This is a genomic window from Exiguobacterium sp. s193 (assembly GCF_018618755.1).
In the GTDB taxonomy this organism is placed as follows: domain Bacteria; phylum Bacillota; class Bacilli; order Exiguobacteriales; family Exiguobacteriaceae; genus Exiguobacterium_A.
The window spans coordinates 142,069-162,421 of record NZ_JACSMR010000006.1 but is presented as its reverse complement, the minus strand read 5'-3'; the positions used below and the strand labels follow the sequence as shown (position 1 = coordinate 162,421).

At 47.1% G+C, this 20,353-nt stretch carries 20 protein-coding genes and 1 rRNA gene; 9 read left to right on the top strand and 12 right to left on the bottom strand.

All coding sequences use genetic code 11. The features are described from left to right. Window positions 1–109: ribosomal RNA gene (locus tag KNQ04_RS09790) — 16S ribosomal RNA — on the bottom strand; the annotation flags it as partial. A 339-nt stretch (window positions 110–448) separates the two neighbouring features. Then, the gene (locus tag KNQ04_RS09785) at window positions 449–1,318 is read right to left on the bottom strand and encodes a nucleotidyltransferase-like protein (RefSeq protein ID WP_214850144.1); all 870 of its coding nucleotides are present in this window, start codon (window positions 1,316–1,318) and stop codon (window positions 449–451) included. Window positions 1,319–1,436: 118 nt separating this feature from the next. Between KNQ04_RS09785 and KNQ04_RS09780 the strand changes: the two genes are divergently transcribed. Then, on the top strand, window positions 1,437–1,799 hold the full coding sequence (locus KNQ04_RS09780) for a YgzB family protein (protein WP_214850142.1): 363 nt from the start codon (window positions 1,437–1,439) through the stop codon (window positions 1,797–1,799). Window positions 1,800–1,812: 13 nt separating this feature from the next. Here the strand turns inward: KNQ04_RS09780 and perR are convergent, their stop codons facing one another. Beyond that, the gene (perR, locus tag KNQ04_RS09775; RefSeq protein WP_251136980.1) at window positions 1,813–2,253 is read right to left on the bottom strand and encodes a peroxide-responsive transcriptional repressor PerR; all 441 of its coding nucleotides are present in this window, start codon (window positions 2,251–2,253) and stop codon (window positions 1,813–1,815) included. Between the two features lie 158 nt (window positions 2,254–2,411). Here perR and KNQ04_RS09770 point away from each other — a divergent pair, with 158 nt between their 5' ends. After that, window positions 2,412–3,710, top strand: coding sequence for a glutamate-1-semialdehyde 2,1-aminomutase (locus KNQ04_RS09770; RefSeq protein WP_214850120.1), 1,299 nt, complete (start codon window positions 2,412–2,414; stop codon window positions 3,708–3,710). Window positions 3,711–3,766: 56 nt separating this feature from the next. Here the strand turns inward: KNQ04_RS09770 and KNQ04_RS09765 are convergent, their stop codons facing one another. The 4 genes from KNQ04_RS09765 to mutY form a co-directional block, all read right to left on the bottom strand. Further along, entirely contained in the window at window positions 3,767–5,554 is a 1,788-nt protein-coding gene (locus KNQ04_RS09765) for an ABC transporter ATP-binding protein (protein WP_214850117.1), read from the bottom strand. A 42-nt stretch (window positions 5,555–5,596) separates the two neighbouring features. Beyond that, window positions 5,597–6,139, bottom strand: coding sequence for a nucleoside tri-diphosphate phosphatase (ntdP, locus tag KNQ04_RS09760; protein ID WP_012369561.1), 543 nt, complete (start codon window positions 6,137–6,139; stop codon window positions 5,597–5,599). A 120-nt stretch (window positions 6,140–6,259) separates the two neighbouring features. After that, window positions 6,260–6,682, bottom strand: coding sequence for a hypothetical protein (locus KNQ04_RS09755; RefSeq protein ID WP_214850114.1), 423 nt, complete (start codon window positions 6,680–6,682; stop codon window positions 6,260–6,262). Continuing rightward, window positions 6,679–7,698: an A/G-specific adenine glycosylase gene (mutY, locus tag KNQ04_RS09750; protein WP_214850111.1), complete on the bottom strand. Its 1,020-nt coding sequence runs from the start codon at window positions 7,696–7,698 to the stop codon at window positions 6,679–6,681. Before mutY ends, KNQ04_RS09755 begins: the two co-directional genes overlap by 4 nt. A gap of 106 nt (window positions 7,699–7,804) precedes the next feature. On the opposite strand from mutY, the gene KNQ04_RS09745 reads away from it, so the two are divergent. After that, window positions 7,805–8,788, top strand: coding sequence for a metal-dependent hydrolase (locus KNQ04_RS09745; RefSeq protein WP_214850108.1), 984 nt, complete (start codon window positions 7,805–7,807; stop codon window positions 8,786–8,788). A 57-nt stretch (window positions 8,789–8,845) separates the two neighbouring features. On the opposite strand, the gene KNQ04_RS09740 is transcribed toward KNQ04_RS09745, so the two are convergent. The 5 genes from KNQ04_RS09740 to KNQ04_RS09720 all read right to left on the bottom strand — a co-directional run bounded on the left by KNQ04_RS09740 (window position 8,846) and on the right by KNQ04_RS09720 (window position 14,498). Then, on the bottom strand, window positions 8,846–9,121 hold the full coding sequence (locus KNQ04_RS09740) for a YfhJ family protein (RefSeq protein ID WP_214850105.1): 276 nt from the start codon (window positions 9,119–9,121) through the stop codon (window positions 8,846–8,848). Continuing rightward, entirely contained in the window at window positions 9,121–9,438 is a 318-nt protein-coding gene (locus tag KNQ04_RS09735) for a DUF1811 family protein (protein WP_214850102.1), read from the bottom strand. Before KNQ04_RS09735 ends, KNQ04_RS09740 begins: the two co-directional genes overlap by 1 nt. A gap of 59 nt (window positions 9,439–9,497) precedes the next feature. Continuing rightward, the gene (locus KNQ04_RS09730) at window positions 9,498–11,567 is read right to left on the bottom strand and encodes an ABC transporter ATP-binding protein (RefSeq protein ID WP_483299246.1); all 2,070 of its coding nucleotides are present in this window, start codon (window positions 11,565–11,567) and stop codon (window positions 9,498–9,500) included. 8 nt (window positions 11,568–11,575) lie between these two features. Beyond that, complete coding sequence (locus KNQ04_RS09725; RefSeq protein WP_353049716.1) at window positions 11,576–13,303, bottom strand: ABC transporter ATP-binding protein; 1,728 nt, start codon at window positions 13,301–13,303, stop codon at window positions 11,576–11,578. Window positions 13,304–13,676: 373 nt separating this feature from the next. After that, entirely contained in the window at window positions 13,677–14,498 is an 822-nt protein-coding gene (locus KNQ04_RS09720) for a RecX family transcriptional regulator (protein WP_214850093.1), read from the bottom strand. Between the two features lie 113 nt (window positions 14,499–14,611). Between KNQ04_RS09720 and KNQ04_RS09715 the strand changes: the two genes are divergently transcribed. The 6 genes from KNQ04_RS09715 (at window position 14,612) to KNQ04_RS09690 (ending at window position 20,350) form a co-directional block, all read left to right on the top strand. Continuing rightward, window positions 14,612–15,520: a TIGR01777 family oxidoreductase gene (locus tag KNQ04_RS09715; protein WP_214850092.1), complete on the top strand. Its 909-nt coding sequence runs from the start codon at window positions 14,612–14,614 to the stop codon at window positions 15,518–15,520. Between the two features lie 19 nt (window positions 15,521–15,539). Then, window positions 15,540–16,682, top strand: a complete 1,143-nt coding sequence (locus KNQ04_RS09710; protein ID WP_214850089.1) for an amidohydrolase — start codon at window positions 15,540–15,542, stop codon at window positions 16,680–16,682. A 259-nt stretch (window positions 16,683–16,941) separates the two neighbouring features. Continuing rightward, window positions 16,942–17,499 carry a GNAT family N-acetyltransferase gene (locus tag KNQ04_RS09705; RefSeq protein WP_029332770.1) on the top strand — a complete coding sequence of 186 codons (558 nt, stop codon included), beginning with the start codon at window positions 16,942–16,944 and terminating at the stop codon, window positions 17,497–17,499. A 134-nt stretch (window positions 17,500–17,633) separates the two neighbouring features. Beyond that, window positions 17,634–18,317: a response regulator transcription factor gene (locus KNQ04_RS09700; RefSeq protein ID WP_214850087.1), complete on the top strand. Its 684-nt coding sequence runs from the start codon at window positions 17,634–17,636 to the stop codon at window positions 18,315–18,317. Then, complete coding sequence (locus KNQ04_RS09695; protein WP_214850084.1) at window positions 18,314–19,708, top strand: sensor histidine kinase; 1,395 nt, start codon at window positions 18,314–18,316, stop codon at window positions 19,706–19,708. The genes KNQ04_RS09700 and KNQ04_RS09695 overlap by 4 nt, the downstream gene beginning before the upstream one ends. Window positions 19,709–19,831: 123 nt before the next feature. Then, a complete protein-coding gene (locus tag KNQ04_RS09690; RefSeq protein ID WP_251136979.1) occupies window positions 19,832–20,350 on the top strand; it encodes a TVP38/TMEM64 family protein in 519 nt (172 codons plus the stop codon). The last annotated feature ends 3 nt before the right edge of the window (window positions 20,351–20,353 follow it).

Below are 20,353 nucleotides of genomic sequence, written 5' to 3'. Positions count from 1 at the left end.
ATTCCACTTGCTTCCCTCCGAAGAGTTCCGCGAGCTTCCTGCGCTCGACTTGCATGTATTAGGCACGCCGCCAGCGTTCGTCCTGAGCCAGGATCAAACTCTCCATAAAGTGTTTGACTTGCTCGTTGTGTGACCAAAGTCACGTTGACGAAGCTTGCGCTTCATTCATTGTTTGTATCCGAAGATACGTTTTTTGCCTCATCGTTCAGTTTTCAAAGTTCGTCGTGTCGTTTTCAGCGACTTTAATAAGATATCATGGAATAACTTAATCGTCAATCCTTTTTTCTTATTTTTTAATTCGTTTTATCGATTAGAGCGTGTTGCCCTGTCGACATGTATTAATATACTATCTCGAGATAATAACGTCAACTGATTTTAATAAAAAACTTTAAAATACTTTTTCCTTCTATATATAGCGATTCAATCACAAAAAATATGAACCAATCGCTCAAACGATTGGTTCATATGTGACGAGCTCAACACCAGTACCCTTTGTTTGATGATAAGAAATGCGAATTAACCCTTTTCGGATAAAGAAATCAATCAAACTACCTAAATCAACTTTTAGTTCTTGCAACCGCTCTTCTTCCATCAATTCATGCATCGTCCAAGGCGTAATTCGTTCACGCATCACTTCAAAAAGATACTTTCCGCCAGACATTACTTTTGATTGAAGGAGATGTTCAAGGCCAATCAACGCCAAATGTACCCGTAACTCAAGTGTTTCTTCACTTAACAACAATTGTTCATACAACTTATATACTTCCGGATCATCCAGTCGCGCTTGCTCCCAAACAACTATTTCCGGATGCGCCCCTTTTTCGAGGACAGAAAGTCGGGCCAAGTGATGTAACGCATGATGGACATGCGTGTACGCATCATAATGATTTCCACGACTAAATAAATTGCGTCCGTCTTGAAAACGTCGTAACAACTTCGCGAACGATAATGACATTTGCAAACAGCGTTCTGCTTCCGGGAAGTTCAACAATCGTCTTTTCAAATCCGTCAAATAGTCATTCCGTTCGAAGATAATCGTACCTTCTGATATCCAGTGGACCGCTCTTCGATTCGCATTCAACACAATCCACCGTGACAATACATCTTCATGAACGAGATGAAGTGATACTTTAAGTGTATCCAAACGATAATGTTTCACTGTCCATTCAATGGAGGGATCACGCGTAACGACCAATAATAATGTATCAAATTGATCTGTCAATGAGTCTTTCGGTTGCCGTTTTTCAACTGCGATGATTCCTTGTGTTTCCCGATAGGCCGCGTACTCGGAATAGATCGTTCTCGTTGCTTGCTCCATTTCATTCTCACCCTTCTTCACTCATACTCATCCGTTACCATTTTCGACAAAAATTCAATGTTTCCTTCTTCAGGACATCCACTACATTATGCTAGACTGTCGTTAGGGGGAATTCAAATTGAAAAAACAACGTAAGAATAAAATAAACCGCGCACGTAACTTAGCGATGTTCCTCGTTTTTGGTGGAATGCTTGTTATGTATGGTGGCCTTCTATTAAAAAAATTCGAAATCATCATGGTCATCCTCATGTTACTCGGCTTCGTCATGGTCTTGGCGAGTACGGCGTTATACTTCCTAATCGGATTAACTTCGACAAAAGCTGCTGTCGTCACCTGTCCGAACTGTGGAAAGGAAACGAAAGTCCTCGGTCGGGTCGATTTATGTATGCATTGTGACGAACCACTCACGATGGACCCAGAACTCGCAGGAAAAGAATTTGACGAAAAATACAATAAACACAATAAACGAGCTCCCCGCTAAAGGAAGCTCGTTTTCATTGTACCTTGGATTGGCATTCCGGGCATGTCCCGTACACTTCAAGACGGTGACGATCGACCTTAAAACCAGTCAAATGTGCCGCAACGGTCTCAACATCATCAAGTACGGGATAATTGAAATCAACGATTTTTCCGCACCCTTCACAAATCATATGGTAATGACGCGTCGTAACGAAATCAAAACGACTGGAGGCATCTCCGTAGTTCATTTCTTCAACGATTCCCTTTTCACGGAAAACACGTAAATTATTATAAACTGTCGCCACACTCATGTTTGGAAAACGATGTTCGAGCGCACGATAGATGTCATCTGCCGTCGGATGCGTATGTCCTGTCGTCAAGTATTCCAAGATTGCGTGACGTTGTGGTGTCATGCGAACGCCTGATTCTCGTAAAGAGCGTACTGCGTCATCCAGCATTTCGTTAGCCACGTCCATCCCCTCATTTCTATCTTTCATTGATTATTAGATTGTAATCTTTATAATTAGTCTACCTACATTATTCGTGTCCGTCAACGGCTCTGCTCCTGATTTGACGTCTGTGATACAATCATATCGTGATATTTTTCACGCATCAACGATTGGAGGAATCACCCATGTCAACCCATTCTACACGCCCGACTTCTGAGGCGTTATACGATGTTGCCCAAAAATGCATCGTCGGAGGTGTCAACAGTCCATCCCGCTCCTTTAAAGCCGTCGGAGGCGGTGCTCCCGTTTATATGGAACGCGGAGAAGGTGCTTACTTTTACGATGTCGATGGCAATCGTTATATCGATTACTTAGCTGCCTATGGACCAATCATCACAGGACACGGGCATCCACATATTACAGAAGCGATTACACATGCGGCACAAAACGGTCTTTTATACGGCACTCCGCATCGTTTAGAAATCGATTTTGCACATAAGCTCCAACAAGCAATTCCCTCTCTGGAAAAGGTTCGTTTTACGAACTCTGGAACGGAATCTGTCATGACGACGATTCGTGTCGCACGCGCGTATACAGGACGCGAACTGGTCGTCAAGTTTAGTGGATGTTACCACGGTCACTCGGATTTAATGTTGATTGCGGCAGGGAGCGGTCCAGCGACTCTCGGTTCTCCCGACTCTGCCGGTGTCACGAAAGCGACGGCAAAAGAAGTCATCACGACTCCTTTCAATGACATCGAGTCCTATCGTCAAATCATGGCGGAATGGGGCGATCAAGTTGCCTGTGTCCTCGTTGAGCCAATCGTCGGCAACTTCGGCATCGTCGAACCGCATCCTGGATTCCTCGAAGCCATCAATGAGATTACTCACGAGCATGGCGCACTTGTCATCTACGATGAAGTTATCACAGCATTCCGCTTCACATACGGCAGTGCTCAAGAACTGTTGAATATCCGTCCTGATATGACGGCACTCGGAAAAATCATCGGTGGTGGTCTCCCGATCGGTGCATACGGCGGTCGCAAAGACATCATGGAACACGTTGCTCCGCTCGGTCCCGCTTACCAAGCTGGAACGATGGCCGGAAATCCGGCGTCGATGGCAGCAGGTATCGCTTGCCTCGAGTTACTTGAACAGCCTGGTGTCTATGAAGAATTCGAACGTCTTGGCGCAAAGCTTGAACAAGGGATTCTCGAGGCTGCTGCTACTCATGACGTCACGATTACGGTCAATCGACTGAAAGGCGCTTTGACGGTCTACTTCACGGACGAGACGGTCATTGACTACCTTGGTGCGGAACGTGCCGATAGCGAAATGTTCGGTCGTTTCTTCAAATTAATGCTCGAACAAGGCGTCAACCTTGCCCCTTCGAAATATGAAGCGTGGTTCTTGACGACTGCTCACACGGACGCAGACATCGATGAGACAATCGTCGCCGTCAACCGTGCGTTCGCACAATTATAAGCTTGTTCATCCAGTATACAAAAAGGCTATTCCGGAAAAAACGGAATAGCCTTTTTTCATTCGACGAGCTCGAGGTTTTGAATCGCATATAGTTCGAAATAAGCACCACGTTTACGCATTAACTCTTCATGACGACCGAGCTCCGTGATTTGACCATTTTCAATCACGACAATCTTATCGGCATCCGTAATCGTCGACAGACGGTGGGCGACAGTGAACGTCGTCCGTCCTTTCGCGAGACGGGCAAGCGAATCTTGAATCATCGATTCACTTTCTAGATCAAGTGCACTCGTTGCTTCATCAAGAATCAGGATTGGCGGATTTTTCAAGAAGACACGAGCAATCGCCAGACGTTGCTTTTGTCCACCTGACAGCTTAACGCCTCGTTCTCCGACCGCCGTCTTGTAACCTTGCGGCAACCGTTCGATGAACTCATGTGCATTCGCCGCTGTCGCAGCTGCAATCACTTCTTCGTCCGTCGCTTCCGGATTCCCCATCTTGATGTTCATTTCGACCGATTCACTAAATAAAATCGATTCTTGCATGACCATCCCGATTTGGTCGCGTAAGCCGCGCAACTTCAAATCACGGATGTCGACGCCGTCCAGCGTAATCCGTCCGGAAGAGACATCGTAAAAACGGGGGATCAGACTGACGAGTGTCGATTTCCCTCCTCCCGACATCCCGACGAAGGCGATTCGTTCCCCGGCCTGCACGTCAAGCGTCAACCGGTTGATTGCCAGTTCGCCATCTTCTTCGTAAGAGAAGCTGATGTCTTCGAACTGGACGTTCCCTTTGACATCAACCGGGTCTTTCGCATGTGCTTTTTCCGTAATATCATACGGTTCGTCTAAGAATTCAAACATTCGGTCCATCGAAGCAATCGACTGTGTCAACGTCGTGGATGAGTTGACGAGTCGACCGAGTGGTGCATACAGACGATCGATATAACCGATGAAAGCGACCATCGTCCCGATTGTCACCTGTCCGTTCAAGACGAAAAAGGCAGCCGTACCAAAAATCAGGATTGGTGCAAAATCGGTAATCGTCGAAACGACGACGTACGTCCGTGCATTCCAGTTCGTCTGACGAAGTGCTGCTTTTAAGAAACCATCATTTTGCCCTTTAAAGGCTCTGTTTTCATGTGGTTCAAGGGCAAAGCTGCGAATGACAGCCATTCCGTTGACCCGTTCCGTCAAATGGCCTTGTAGTTCCGCCAGTGCCGCGGAACGGTCACGCGTCAAACTACGGAGCCGTCCATAAAAGAACTTCACGGCAAAGGCATAAAACGGGAGTGGAATGATTGCGACGAGCGTCAACTTCGGATTGATCGTCCACATGATGGCAATCGCAATAAAGATCGTAATCATATCGAGCCATAAGTTCATCAGACCCGTTACAACAAAATCTTTTGTTTGCTCGACATCATTGATGATTCGGGAAATGACTTCGCCCGTTTTCGTATTTGAATAAAACCGAAGTGATAATTTCTGAACATGATCAAACAAATTGTTCCGCACGTCGAACAAAATCTTCGACGCCGACCACTGTGCTAAATACTGACGGACGAATTCGAGTGGTGGTTTAACAACGAGGAAAACGAAGAACCCCGCTCCAATCAAATACGCCAGTTCCTTACTTCGCTCTGCAAGCGGCACCGTGTTATCGGTTAAGAGATTATCGATGATGTACTTATACAACAACGGTAACCCTAACGGAATCGAAAATTTGATGATCCCGACGAACACCGTCAAGAGGATTTGTTTTTTATACGGCTTGACGAATTCCATGTACCGTCTGATGGAACCCTTCTTTTTTAACTGTTTTTGCTTTGCTTTACTCATGTGTTTCCCTTCTTTCCACTAAAAAAAGACGATGGCGAACCATCATCTCCGATATCTTGTTTCATATTCACGATACCACGTTTCAACGAATGCCGGATTGAACGGACCCTTGCGACTTCGAATCCACTGGATTAAAATCTGGACGTTGTCCTTCAGAATACGATCGATCGCTTTCGGATAGTTCATTTCCCGGCGATGTTTTTCGTACTCATCTTCATCCAAAATCATATACGACATGTCCGGATATACCTTAATGTCTAAATCATAATCAATGTACTTGACTGCTCGATCCTTTTCATCAAACGTCGAAGGTGACCCTAAGTTACAGTAATAGTAGATTCCGTCCTCTCGAATCATACAGATTACATTAAACCAGAGTTCTGTCGAAAAATAACAAATCGCGGGTTCTCGTGTCCGCCACTGACGACCATCCGATTCGCTGACCATGATTCGGTCATTGAACCCAATCAATTCTTCTTCCGTCGATTTAAGCACGAGCGTTTCTTCCCAAACTCTGTGTAAGCTGCCATTATGTTTGAAACTTTGAATCTCAATCTTGCTACTTTCTTTTGGGAATCGACTCATGTGCTACTCCTTTCTGAAGCTTTTTTATTCAATTTTTCTATACTCTCGTGCTTATTATACCCATTTTCAGAACACATGAAAAACGAAAGGGTACTTTTTCAGAAAAATGATGATGATTCATTAGCCGAAATAGTCTAAAATCGCGCGTTTTCGTTGCTTGAACATCGGTTTAAGAATCAGTAAATCGACAATCATTTTCGGAAAATAAGATTTATAGAGCAATTCATCAATCATATAGACCCCGTCCGGACGCTCTTCGACCCGGTGCAGGTGACACCAAGCAGCAAACGGGAACGGGACATTGACCCCTACATCAACAAAAGCATGTTGACCGACGATCGGAATGAGTGACTCCCACTCGACGAAAATGGGCGCAAGGCCGACTTTGAGCTGAATCGTGTTTCCGGCAAGCGTCCGTGTATCACCAATCGTTTTAACCTTCGGGAAAACCGTCATTCCCGTTAATGCTTTCGCATCGCCTAAAAACGTCCAAGCCTGCTCTAACGTCGCCGTTACTTTCGTTTCCGTACGAAATGTATTCATGTAGTCTCCTCCTTTAGTAAACGATCAATTTTCATTTGTGCGACTGATATCGGTTGCTTGACGTACGTTACTTCATCCATCAGTACCGTTCCTTCCGGTTGAGTCGCGACGCGGTAAACACTAACATCCCAAATCCGGTGTGAAAAGATGTGTTTTATCTGCCCGACATACGTTCCAGGTTTTGTTTCCGTTGATTCGACTAACGGATATTGCCACATTCCTGCGAGCAGTCCTGTATCCGGCCGTTGCTCGATTGCGATTTTCCCAGCTTCTTCGTAGACAAGAGCATCGTATTGAATCGTCTGTGTTTTTCCTTTTTTCGTTTTGACGGGTAACTCGCCCTGAGCATTCCGCTCATAGGCAAAACAGACGTCGTTGACGGGGCATAACCCACACATCGGTGACTTTGGTGTACAGACGATTGCCCCGAGTTCCATCAAGCCTTGGTTGAAACTCGAAGGGTCGGCTGGATCAATCAGTTCATGGACCGCTGCTTCAAACAATTTCCGTGTTTTCGGTGCGGCGATGTCTTCATAAATCCCGAGCACCCGCGATAAGACACGCATGACATTTCCGTCGACTGCCGGTTCCGCCTGACCGTAAGCAATCGACAAAACGGCTCCCGTCGTATACGGTCCGACACCACGTAAACTTTCAAAAATTTCTTTTTCGTCAGGAACGATTCCGTCATATTTTTCAACAACTTCCTGAACGGCGATTTGAAGATTCTTAACACGGGAATAGTACCCTAAGCCTTCCCAGTACTTTAAGACTTCACTTTGTTCTGCCGCCGCCAGATCGTGCGGCGTCGGAAAACGGTCCGTGAACCGGTTATAATAAGGAATGACCGTATCGACACGCGTCTGTTGTAACATGATCTCGCTAATCCAAATATGGTAAGGGTTTTTCGTTTCCCGCCATGGTAACTGGCGTTGTTCGCGTAAAAACCATGCGACCAATTCGGTTGTGAACGTTCGTTTATTAAAGTTTGTGAAATATTCTTGAACGGGGATCAAATGTCTACCTCTTTTCTACAAAAATACGTTATAGTGAATGAAAATTACTCGGAATGCTGATACTAGTTTGTCGTACCATTACTACTTTTAGAGGAGCGAATTCGCATTGGATACTGGTACACATATCGGAATGGGACTTTGTCTCGCCGCCATCTCAACACTCGAACCGGACGTCGCAGCAAGCGCAACACTTTTTGCTGCCGTCACGACCACTGCCTTAGTCGGATCGCACGCCCCCGACTTTGACACGGTTTTTAAATTCAAGGGGAACGGTGCTTATTTGACGCAACACCGTGGAAAATCCCATGGGTTGATTGCCCTTCTCGCTTGGCCGTTACTCTTATCAATCGTCATCGGTACCTTATTCGGCGTACCACCTACTTCATTATGGCTGATGGCGCAGATCGCTGTCGCCCTTCATGTCTTCGTCGATCTGTTTAACGCCTACGGCACACAAGCTCTTCACCCCTTTAAACAGACCTGGATTGGTTGGGGTGTCATCAATACGTTTGATCCGTATTTATTCACGATGTATTACGGCGCTTTTGGCATCTGGGTCCTGACGCGTGCGACCCTCGTCATTTTCCCGATTTTAATCGTCATCGTCGCGATTTATTATGCCGTCCAATTCAAACTCCGAAATGACGCCTTGGCGACGGCTGCCCGGTATTATGGCGGGGCCCACAAGTTATTCATCTCACCCGGAATGAAGTGGGACGAGTGGCACGTCGCAGCACGACTGCGCGACGAGTACTCGGTCGTCAAAATCAATGCCGGTGTCGTCGTCGAATGTGGAAACTTCCGCATTAAAGAGGAACCGCATGGGGACGCACTGTATGAAATCGTCAAACAAAATGAGGACTTGAAAGCCTTCCTCGCCTTCTCAAAAATCCACACGTATACGGTATCCCGAAAAGACGGCATCGTCGAATATCGTTTTACGAACTTACGGTATTTCACAAAAGATGTCTACCCATTCGTCGCCGTCGTCCGGATTGACGAGGCGTCCCAACAAATCGTCAGTTCCTATACGGGTTGGGTCTTTAGCGAACGGACACTGCAAAAAAAGCTGGTCATCCCTGCCTTATAAACAAAGACTCCGTGTCAGTGGTCAATCGACCAGGACAAGGAGTCTTTTTCTATTCATTTACTGGACGTCGCGTCCAAGCATCAAGTGCTTAAACTTTTCATTCGATGTATTGAAGCGGTGCAACATCGCTCCATGTTGTTTGATTTGTCGCTCGACGAACCGGACGGCGACAGCCTCACCTTGGTATTTTTCGCCTGCCCGGGCAAGCGTCGCCTCAAAATCTTCCCAAAGGACTTCGACCCATGTCAATGCTTCGATTGGCGTTAACACCGGATTGACAGCTTGTAATTCTCCTGCTAGTTGTTCTAGTGCCGCTGTGCGGTTTTCTTCCATCATGCACCCTCCTCAGAATGAATCAGCGCGAGCGGAATCGCGACTTCATTGACGGTTCCTACAAAATGACCCCAGCCCATGACACCGTTGACGAAATGTAATTCGAACGCCGCCTCTTCCCCTTCGACTTGGTAAAGTTGACCGGTTTCGAACTGACTTGCATCGACGAGATAACTTTGCGCCATCGCGATTTTTCGAATGACGACTTCGACTTCACTCATGTTCCCGTGCTGCTCCGCTTTTCTTTTTTGCTCGTTTAGTTTCGTGACGAGCATTTCTAATTCATATTTCGATAATTGACTCATCCGTGTTTCCATTAAAAAACTCCCCCTCTTCGTCATTAGTATATACGAAAAGGAGAAGTCATATCATGGTCTTAGCTTGATTTCAGTTCAAGATTCCGTTTGCTTTGGAGGGCGTACATCTTCGCGTAAATCCCTTTTTCCGACAAGAGCACGTCATGTGTACCACGCTCCATGATTTGACCGTGATCGAGGACGATGATTTCATCGGCATCTTTAATCGTCGACAACCGGTGGGCGATGATGAACGTCGTCCGTCCTTTCGTCAACGTCAGCAAGGCTTCTTGAATCATCGCTTCCGTCTCGGAATCGACACTTGCCGTCGCTTCGTCAAGAACGAGAATCGCAGGATCAAAAGCAAGCGCACGGGCAAAGCTGATTAATTGCCGTTCTCCGGCAGATAAGGTCGCGCCCTTTTCGATGACCGGTTCGTCTAAGCCATGCGGAAGTCGATCGATGAAGCGGTCTGCTCCGACGGCGACAATCGCCTGACGGACACGTTCTTCCGAAATCAAGGGATTATCCAGTGTAATGTTCGAGCGAATCGTTCCTGTAAACAAGAACGGATCTTGTAAGACGATCCCCATGTGGTCACGGACCGCTTGTTTCGGTAACGTCGTAACATCTTGTCCGTCAATCAAGAGTTGACCGGACGAAGGATCATAAAAACGCATCAACAGGTTCATGATTGAGCTTTTCCCGCTCCCCGTATGCCCGACGAGAGCGATCGTCGCACCAGGGCGTGCCTCAATCTCGATTTGACGTAAAACCGGATAACCTTCCTCGTAGCTGAATCCGACGTCTTTAAACTCGACGCGTCCTGCGAAACGGGGAATCCGACCTTGTTCGACCGGTTCGCCTTTTTCGTCGAGCAACTGGAACATCCGGTCGGCAGAGACGAGTGCTTGTTGGAGCGGTGACAGTTGGTTCATGATTTGTGTGACTGGTTCAAATAAACGAGACACGTAATCAATGTAGGCATAAAGAATCCCGAGCGATAAAAATGTCCCGTTCGTTAAACTTTGACCGGCGACGACCCAAATCAACAAGGCGAGCGTCAAGTTTTTTAAGAAATACGATAAGTTGTGTGACATCAACGCATCGAGCCGCAACAGTTTCGCACGCGTCTGGTAGTTCTCTTCATTTTTCTGTTCGAACTCAGCAAGTACTTCCGCTTCACGGGCGTACGACTGAATGATCGGCATTGTCTGGATGTTTTCATTCAATTGTCCGTTCATGTCCGCGACGAGTGCCCGGACTTTGAAGTTGTTTTCCGTCGCCAGTTTTTGGAACAGTTGAATCCAAAAATAGACGATCGGGATGATGGCTAAGGATACGAGACCCAACCGGACATCCAGGAAGAACATCGCGACGAGAATCCCCGCCATCGTGATGATGCCTGAGAACACCCGTGCCAGGACACCGAGATAAAGATCCCGGATCGTCTCCGTATCGTTCGTGACACGACTGACGATTTTACCAATCGGTGTCTGGTCGAAGTAACGGACCGGTAAACGTTGCAGATGGGAAAAGACATCAAGCCGCATCCGTTTGACGATTTTATGCGCTGAGCGTTGCAATAAGATTTGTTGGACCCAGTTCAATCCTGCTGCAAGCAACAGTAAAATGATATAAAAGAGCGATAACCAGCCAATCGCCTTTAAGTCTGAGGCGTAAAAGTCATAGACTTGTCCTTGCGTTAGCTTTTCGACACCGGCGTACCGAAACGTTTCATCCCCCCGCGTGACAGTTAACGTGTCTCCAGCGACTTGTCGTTCGCCCCCGCTGACGACTTGTTCCGGAACGAAATAATACCCCGCCTTCGACTGGACGATTGAGATCGGACCGATGACCGCCGATTTCGGAACGTCTTGCGACTTCGCAAAACGTCGTCCGTCATACCCGACCGTCCCGCCCGATTCGACTTCCACCCAGTCTTTTTCGATGGCGACGATGTGTTCGTCGATGATGATTTTTGCGATATAAGGTCCTGTCAGTTCGGCTCCGACTGCTAAAATAAGCAGGAAAAGTCCGAGAAAGATTGCACGTTTCTCATGCATCGCATAGCGGACAAGTGAACGAATCGTCGTCTTCCGTCTGACGGGATCGAGTAAATAATTTTCTTGTTCAGTCAATTTCAGCACCTCCTGCCTTACGTTTCTTCACTTTGTCGTTCGAATTGTTCTGCATACCAGCCGCGTCGTTCCATCAGCTGTTCATGCGTTCCCCGTTCACTGATCACGCCGTCTTGTAAGACAAGAATTTCATCGGCATGCGCGACAGCAGACAACCGGTGCGCAACAATCAAGGTCGTTGACTGATGACGGTTCGTCCGGATTGCGTCGATGATTTGTGATTCCGTTTTCGCGTCGACTGCTGACAACGAGTCGTCGAGCAGTAACAACTCCGGTTTCTTCAACATCGCCCGTGCAATCGATAGGCGTTGTTTCTGACCTCCGGAAAGCGTGACACCCCGTTCTCCGACCATCGTTTGTAATCCTTGGTCAAGCGTCTCGACATCTGTCGTGAAGGCCGCTAAACGGATTGCTTCTTGCAACTCAGCTTCTGTCGCCTCACCCGCCCCGAACAAGATGTTATCACGGACGGATTTCGAGAAGAGTAGATGCTCTTGCGAGACATAGCCCGTCCATCCACGGACGGTCTCCAGTGCAACATCTTCATATGGTGTTCCATTTACTTTCAACATTTCCCGTCCAATCGGATACTCCCGTAAAAATTGACGTAAGAGCGTTGTTTTTCCTGATCCAGTCGGACCGACGATTCCAATCGTCTGTCCGTGTTTAATCGTCAAATCAATTCCGTGTAACGACGGATGATTCGTCTCCGGATACGTGAACGTCAAGTTAGCCAGAGTAATCGTTTCCGGCCGCACGACTTCGACTTTCGGTGTTGATGCAATCAACGGTTTGACACGCATCGTTGCTTCTAACCGGTCGAGACTTGCTGTTCCACGCTGGATGACGTTGATCAGTTCTCCGAATGCATACATCGGCCAAATTAACATCCCGAGGTAAATATTAAATGCAACAAGTTGGCCGAGCGTAATATCGTTCGTAAAGACAAGATACGTCCCGAACGACAGACCGATTAAATAGCTGATACCGACCAATAACTTGATGATTGGTTCAAATAAGACATCAATTTTTGCGACATGCATGTTTTTTTCAAAGACATCCGTCGTCGTGTCATCAAATTTTTTGACATCAATCTCTTCTTGGACGAATGAGCGAATGACCCGCAGTCCGGAAATCGATTCGACGACCTGATCATTCATTGTCCCAAACGCATCTTGGGCAACGATGAAGCGTCCATGAATTTGACTTCCAAGCTTGTTCATCGCATACGCGAGGAGCGGCATCGGTAGTAATGCTGCAAGCGTCAATTTCCAATCGATCGCGACCCCCATCACGACAAGCGTAATCGCCGTCATGTTCAACGAGTCGACGAGCGTCAACACACCAAACCCGGCTGTCCGTTCGACCGCTTTTAAGTCATTTGTCGCAAGCGCCATCAAGTCTCCTGTCCGGTTCTTTTGATAGAAGGTCGGCGTCAATTTCAATAGATGTGTAAAGAATCGGCTGCGTAATGTCCGTTCGAGCAAAAAGGCCGTCCCAAACAATTTCGCGAGCCATAAGTACGTCAAAATAAACGAAGCGACCGAAATTACGAGCAGTCCGACGACATATTGAATCAGCGTCGTCCGGTCCATCGATCCGGACCGTAACCCGTCAATTACCTTTCCAATCAGCCACGGTGGTGTCAAATCAATGAAACCGGTGATGATCAAAAGTACAACGGCAATCAAATAAGATGTTTTGTGTTCTTTCAGAAACCAACTGAGTTGGCGAAATAATCGCACGATGGTTCCCCCCTTTGCGTCATGTAATGATGTTCCTTTTTTCCGAACGCACAAAAAGGCATACTGATTTCCGGAAGCAGTCCGAGAATCACTATGCCTTGAAAAGACGATATGAATCAAAAATATGGTCTGCGCGCTCGGGGAACGGATTCCCTGTCAATCGCACACTAAATGAGTGTTTATACGAGTTCGAGAGTCTCCGCCATATTCAACTGGCCAATAACAGATGAGATAACAAGTTGCTTTTTCATGTGACGGTTCCTCCTTTTCTTAATCTGAGCGTAGAATAGCACAATTGTCGAACAATTGTCAATTTTCCATCTTGCTTTTTAGGGAAATGATTTTTCAGTCTTTTTGGAAGGGCTGACTCTTGTCAGATTCCTTCTTCCTCTTCTTGCTTGACCTGTTCGAGGACACTCGCTACGACAGCATACGGAAACCCTTTTCGGACGAGAGCTTGCTTCGTTTTTTGCTCACGGGCGAAGGGTTCGAGCTTATGATATTTCGGATAATATTTTCGTGCCTGATAAAGCGCCGCCTCTTCTTCCGCATCGACTTCGACTTCCTCAAAAACGATTTGAAACGCTTGTTGCGTCACTTCTGATGAAAACCCACGTTGCATCAGAGTTTGCTGCAGTTTCTGTTTCAATTCCCGGACCGAACGCCGCGCTAATTCCTTTTGTTTTTGGCGCAAGAACTTGACGACCTTCTCTAGCTCTTCTTCTTCCGAGAACTGTCGTAACGCTTCATCGATGTACTCTTTTTTTATCTTCAACGCCGCTAAATCACGCCGGATTCGTCCCGGCCCTTGGGGTGTCGTTGCTTTTTTCGTCGCCGTATAGGCAAGTGCAAACTGTTGATCGTCGATGTACTTTTGTTCCGTCAGGCGCTGAATCGCATGTTTGATCGCGTGTTCCGGCATCTCCTTTTCGATCAAATGCGTTTCGACCTCGCTCGTCGCCCGCATCCGGTAAGACAAGTGGTTCAACGACAACCGGTAAGCTTTTTGTTCTTCTTCCGCCGTCAACACTTCCTTGACGAAGTCGTCATCAATCTCCTTATCACGCTCAAGGTTATATTTAATTAAAATGTCGACATCGACGGCAAACGCATACTCTTCTTTTCCATCCCGTTCGATATAGATATTAAACCGCTCATTATTTTTCTTTTGTGTCGAAATCCGTTTAATCTTCAAGGGGGTATCCTCCTACTTAAAACTGAATACTTAACGATAACATGCTTCCTCATGTTTGAGCGAAACTGACAAACGGGAACATATGTACAAGATTGCTGAAAGGGATGATGATGATGAAGATTGCGATTACAGGTGGAACAGGAATGATTGGTCAAGCGCTCTCAAAACGACTGATTGCGGAAGGCCATCATATCTTTATTTTGACCCGGTCCGTACAAGACAACACAGAACATACTACTTACGTCGAGTGGCTGACGTCGTCTGCCGCTCCAGAGCGCCAGCTTGAAGGGGTCGATGCCTTCATCCATTTAGCTGGTGCTTCGATCAATGACGGCCGCTGGACGGAAGAACGGAAACAAACGATTCTGCAAAGCCGGATTGATTCGACGAAGGAATTAGTCCGCATCAATGAAGCATTAACAACAAAACCGGCTGTCGTCCTCTCCGCTTCCGCTGTCGGCATTTATGGACAGGATCGGCATCAAACATTTACGGAGGAACAACCACTCCCGCCGACAAGTGACTTCCTCAGTCAAGTCTGCGTCAAGTGGGAAGCGTTAGCCCAACCCATCGCCGACCTTGGGATCCGGCTCGTTCATCCACGGATTGGTGTCGTCCTCAGTAACGAGGGTGGCGCTTATCCATTGATGCGCTTACCTTATAAACTTTTCGGCGGCGGAACGATGGGCGACGGAAAACAATGGGTCTCTTGGGTTCATATCGACGACCTCGTCGAATTATTCATCTTCGCCCTTACAACAAATCAACTCACTGGTCCGCTTAACATCACGGCGCCGCATCCAGAAACGATGCGTCAGTTCGGAAAAACGATCGGGAAAACGTTACACCGCCCCCACTGGTTACCGGCTCCACGCTTCGCTCTTGAGCTCGCACTTGGTGAAAAAAGTGTCATCGTCCTCGAAGGTGCACGCGTCATTCCGAAAAAAGCGCTCGAAAATGGATTCAAGTTTCGGTATGCTGAACTAAAGGATGCACTAAGCAACTTAGAGCAGACAAACTAACACAGGGGCTGACGAAACGTTGAACGTATTAATACGAAATGCACATATTTTCCCGATCACAGCAGATAGTTTTTATGGTGATATTCGCATCAAAGACGGTAAAATCCACGAAATCCACGAGTTACTCGACGTTCAAGACGACGAGCGTGTCATCGAAGCTGAAGGACGCTTTTTGTTACCGGGTTTCATCGACGCCCATACCCACCTCGGCCTGTACGACGAAGGGACGGGTACGGTCGGAAATGACGCCAATGAAACGATTTTCGCGATGACACCGCACTTGCGTGCAATCGACGGTGTCTATCCGTTAGATGAAGGCTTCAAGGAAGCAATCGAACATGGTGTCACGACCGTCCAAGTCATGCCGGGCAGCATGAACATCATCGGTGGTGTAACGAGTGTCATCAAAACGCACGGGCGCTTCATCGATGATATGATTTTACGGAAATATGCCGGCCTGAAGATTGCGCTTGGTGAGAACCCGAAACGTGTCCACAGTGCTGGACGTGCAGGAGAACTAACGCGGATGGGCATCATGGGTATGCTCCGTGAAGCGTTCCTCGAAGTGAAGATGCAACGGACGGCAGATACGTTCGCTCACCGGATGATTGAACGCGTCTTAAATAAAGAAATGCCACTTCGCGTCCATGCACACCGGGCGGATGACATTCTATCGGCGATCCGCTTCGCTGAAGAATTTAATCTCGATGTCCGGATCGAACACTGTACGGAAGGTCACCTCGTCGCAAAAGAATTACAACAACTGCCGATTGAACACGTGACCGTCGGACCGACCTTTACCCGTAAATCCAAAATCGAACTTAAAAATAAAACATGGGAGACGTACCGTGTCCTTCACGAACACGGTCTCGAAGTGTCGATCACGACTGACCATCCATATACACCTGTCCAGTATTTGAATTTATGCGCAGGACTCGCCGCTCGTGAAGGTTTACCCGTCGACATCGCCCTCCGTGCCATCACGATCAATCCAGCTCGTTCGCTTGGCGTATCGGATCATGTCGGGTCGATCGAAGTCGGAAAAGATGCTGATTTAGTTTTATGGAGCCATTTCCCACTTGATTATTTAGCAAAACCGCTGATGACGATGATTGACGGAAAAGTCATTTTTGAACATGTTCATTTAACCTCGATGTCTTAAACGATTTGCCTTTGATTTAACGTTAAACCGTTGAAGATCAAAGGCTTTTTTCTTTGTGAAAAACAGTCAATTTCGTTTGCAAAGTTTGTCTTAAATTTTTATGTTTTTTCACAAAAATTATTTACTTGCATTTTTAAAAAAAGAAGGTAATATTATCTTATCCGACAACTGAAGAAGGCATACCATGCGCGGTTCAAACGAGTCAGACAGGTAGCTTTCGACAATCATTCTAGCGGTCTTAAGAAGGAGGAATGGAAGTATGCTCAAGCAACGGGAGCTGAGCGACTGCGCTGATTTGTTCGAACTGATGCAGCATCAAGACGTATATCCGTACGTCCGCCAAAAAACACGGTACTTTGATGAATTTCTGTTTACTACAAAGCAGGCAATCGAAGAGGAAGAGCGTGGTGAACTTGTCTCACGTACAATCCTGGATGAATTCGACCAACCAATCGGTACAATCAGTTTACTCGATATCGAAGGACATTATGGTTTTCTCGGTACATGGTTAGGTAAACCGTATCATGGAAAAGGCTATAACAACTTGGCGAAAGAAGCGTTCTTTTCCGAGCTGTTTTTCGAACTCGGTTTCGAAAGTGTCTTCATGAAGATTCGCCAGACGAATATCCGTTCACAAAAAGCAGCAGAAAAATTGCCTTATGCCTTTTGTGCGGATGAACTCCGTCCGACGTTACTCGAACAATTGAATACAGGCGAGACCCAGTTCACGCTGTATGAAGTATCAAAATCGAGTTTCCACATGTACATTCATGGTCGCGAACTCGAAACGGTCTACGAACAACAACTCGAAGCATGAGTGGCATCGCCCACTCGTGCTTTTTTTGTCGTACTTTTGATGCGGCTTGAAACGCTCAAATGGTATGATTAAAAAAAACTCACCGGACAACTGGCTACAAATCCCGTTTTCCGGATGAATGAGGAGCGATTTGAATGGCAGAACAGTTTAAAATTCTCGTCGTCGATGACGAAGCACAGATGCGCGATTTACTCGTATCAAACCTTGAAAAAGAAGCCTACGTCACGACAACGGCAACGAATGGTCAAGAAGCCATCGATAAAATTCAACAGGATACCTTTCACCTCATCTTACTTGACGTGATGATGCCTGAAATGGACGGACTGACGGCATGCATGCGGATTCGCGAATTTTCAAATGTCCCGATCATCATGTTGACGGCACGTTCGGACGAGCTCGACCGGATCCATGGTTTGAAAATCGGTGCCGATGACTACATCACGAAACCGTTCAGCCCGCGCGAACTACTCGCCCGAATCGAAGCGACCTTGCGTCGCTCGCATCGCTTTACAGTCGATCAATCGGCGACATTAACAATCGGCAAGCTCGAACTCGATACAGAAAGCCGAAGTGTCCACGTCAGTGGTAAACCGGTCAGCCTGACACGAAAAGAATTTGACTTGTTGCACTTGTTCGTTCAACATAACGACAAAGTTTTTTCTCGCGAGCAACTACTCGACCAAATTTGGGGAGCCGATTATATCGGAAACTTACGGACAGTCGATACGCATATCAAAACACTTCGCCTAAAACTCGGTGAAGCTGGTGGCGCCATTCAAACGGTCTGGGGCATCGGCTATAAATTCGAGGAAGTATGATTAAACGCTACACGATCCGAAAACGGATTTGGATCACGATTTGGTTCACGAGCGTCTTTTCTGCGATTCTGTTCCTGTTACTCACGTTTTATCTATACGACCGGTTTTATCTTCAGACGCAAGAAGACATCTTGCTGAACCGTGGTGAAAAATTGATTAACATCTATGAGTCGGAAGGACTGTCCGGTGCCTTTTATGACGGGATGACCTATACGAACGAGCTGACGGAATCAAAAGTCTTTTTCATCGATTTTCTGCAAAAGAATCCCGGTGGACTGCGTTTCTTGACGAACGAAGATATCGAACAGCTCCGAAATGGTCAAACGGTCGTCTCGAGCCGGACGCATCCGATTGAAGGCAGCGATATTTTGATGACAGGATTTCCGATCATCGAAAACAATCGGTTAGTCGGAACGTTGATTCTCTACCTTGAACTCGGACAAATCAGTGAACCGTTCCGCCCGCTGCGGTTGATGATTTTCTTCATGATCGGCTTAATCGTTCTCAATCTCGTCATCTTCGGGCGGCAGATCATCGATACGATCATTCGTCCATTGATTGACATGAAACGGGCCTCGACGGTCTACGCCCAAGGTGATTTTGATTATCGGATTCCAATCCAATCGGATGATGAAATCGGAGAGCTTGCTGAAACGCTGAACAAAATGGCAGAATCACTTGGCGAAGTCGACGAACAACGAAAAGAGTTCCTCGCGAATGTCAGCCACGAACTCCGGACACCCTTGTCCTATATCCGTGGTTATACGGAAATGATGCAAGATGAACATTTAGACACGAAGACACGCGATCAGTATTACCAAATCATCGAACGGGAGACGGAACGTCTGCAACGTCTCGTCAACGATTTACTAGACCTCGCGCAACTTGAACGCGACTCGTATCCGATGACGAAACAACCGCTCGTCTTCAGCCAAGTTCTCGAAGATGTCGTCTACCGGATGGCGCCGATCGCGCAAGCAAAAGGTGTTCAACTCGTAACAGACTTCGACCCGAGTCAAATCGTCCTCGGGGACAATGATCGGTTGGAGCAAGTCATCGGAAACCTGATTGACAATGCCCTTCGGTATACACCGTCTGATCACGCGATCTACCTCTCGACCAAAACGGAGGGTGATTTGACCATTTGTACAATTCGGGATGAAGGGGAAGGGATTCCACCTGAACATTTAGAGCGTTTGACGAAACGTTTTTATCGTGTCGACAAGTCGCGGACTCGCAAAGATGGCGGGACTGGCCTTGGCCTTGCCATCACGAAGCACATCATCGATCGCCACGATGGGACGCTTGCCTTTACGTCAGAGATCGGACAAGGTACGACCGTCACGATTACGCTTCCCCTCTTGCCGGATGAAGATGATGGATTTGCATAACAAAAAGGTCAGCTGTTTTTACGATGGACTTCAGAAGTTTTTGCTTAAAAGGAGGGTTTCTTCATCGAAGCTCAGTTACTTGATTTACTTCAAGGTGCGGACCATTTCGCGGTTCTGATCAGCTTGCTCGTTAGCTTCATCGTCAGCATCTTTGGTTTTTTACCGAGCGCCTTCGTCACCGCGGCGAACGTGCTTTACTTCGGCTACTGGGAAGGATTTTGGCTGTCTTTCCTTGGTGAAGCCTTTGGTGCACTCATCGCTTTTTATTTGTACCGATTCGGCGTCCAGCGCCTTACACCAAAGATTGACTCGGTCCGCGTTCGAAAGTGGACCGACCGGCTCGCTGAAACGAACGGACGTGATGCGTTTTGGCTGATCGTTTTACTGCGTGTCTTGCCGTTCATTCCGTCCGGTCTCGTCACGTTATTGAGTGCGACAAGCCGTGTTTCGCCGCTCATTTTTTTCATCGCAAGCACCCTCGGCAAGATTCCCGCTCTCTTCATCGAGGTCGCAAGCGTCAGCTGGTTCATCGGAAGCGATGCGACAATCCAGTGGGTTGTCGTCGCTGTCGTCATCGTTCTGTATGCGGCTCACCACGTCTACAAACAATATCGATCCAAACAAAAAACGCCGTCTTCTTGATTC

What these genes read in the sequence shown, in the direction of transcription:
- KNQ04_RS09785 (WP_214850144.1), bottom strand. Translation starts at nt 1,318, where the DNA reads ATGGAGCAAGCAACGAGAACGATCTATTCCGAGTACGCGGCCTATCGG.
- perR (WP_251136980.1), bottom strand. Translation starts at nt 2,253, where the DNA reads ATGGACGTGGCTAACGAAATGCTGGATGACGCAGTACGCTCTTTACGA.
- KNQ04_RS09770 (WP_214850120.1), top strand. Translation starts at nt 2,412, where the DNA reads ATGTCAACCCATTCTACACGCCCGACTTCTGAGGCGTTATACGATGTT.
- KNQ04_RS09765 (WP_214850117.1), bottom strand. Translation starts at nt 5,554, where the DNA reads ATGAGTAAAGCAAAGCAAAAACAGTTAAAAAAGAAGGGTTCCATCAGA.
- ntdP (WP_012369561.1), bottom strand. Translation starts at nt 6,139, where the DNA reads ATGAGTCGATTCCCAAAAGAAAGTAGCAAGATTGAGATTCAAAGTTTC.
- KNQ04_RS09755 (WP_214850114.1), bottom strand. Translation starts at nt 6,682, where the DNA reads ATGAATACATTTCGTACGGAAACGAAAGTAACGGCGACGTTAGAGCAG.
- KNQ04_RS09740 (WP_214850105.1), bottom strand. Translation starts at nt 9,121, where the DNA reads ATGGAAGAAAACCGCACAGCGGCACTAGAACAACTAGCAGGAGAATTA.
- KNQ04_RS09735 (WP_214850102.1), bottom strand. Translation starts at nt 9,438, where the DNA reads ATGGAAACACGGATGAGTCAATTATCGAAATATGAATTAGAAATGCTC.
- KNQ04_RS09715 (WP_214850092.1), top strand. Translation starts at nt 14,612, where the DNA reads ATGAAGATTGCGATTACAGGTGGAACAGGAATGATTGGTCAAGCGCTC.
- KNQ04_RS09705 (WP_029332770.1), top strand. Translation starts at nt 16,942, where the DNA reads ATGCTCAAGCAACGGGAGCTGAGCGACTGCGCTGATTTGTTCGAACTG.
- KNQ04_RS09700 (WP_214850087.1), top strand. Translation starts at nt 17,634, where the DNA reads ATGGCAGAACAGTTTAAAATTCTCGTCGTCGATGACGAAGCACAGATG.
- KNQ04_RS09695 (WP_214850084.1), top strand. Translation starts at nt 18,314, where the DNA reads ATGATTAAACGCTACACGATCCGAAAACGGATTTGGATCACGATTTGG.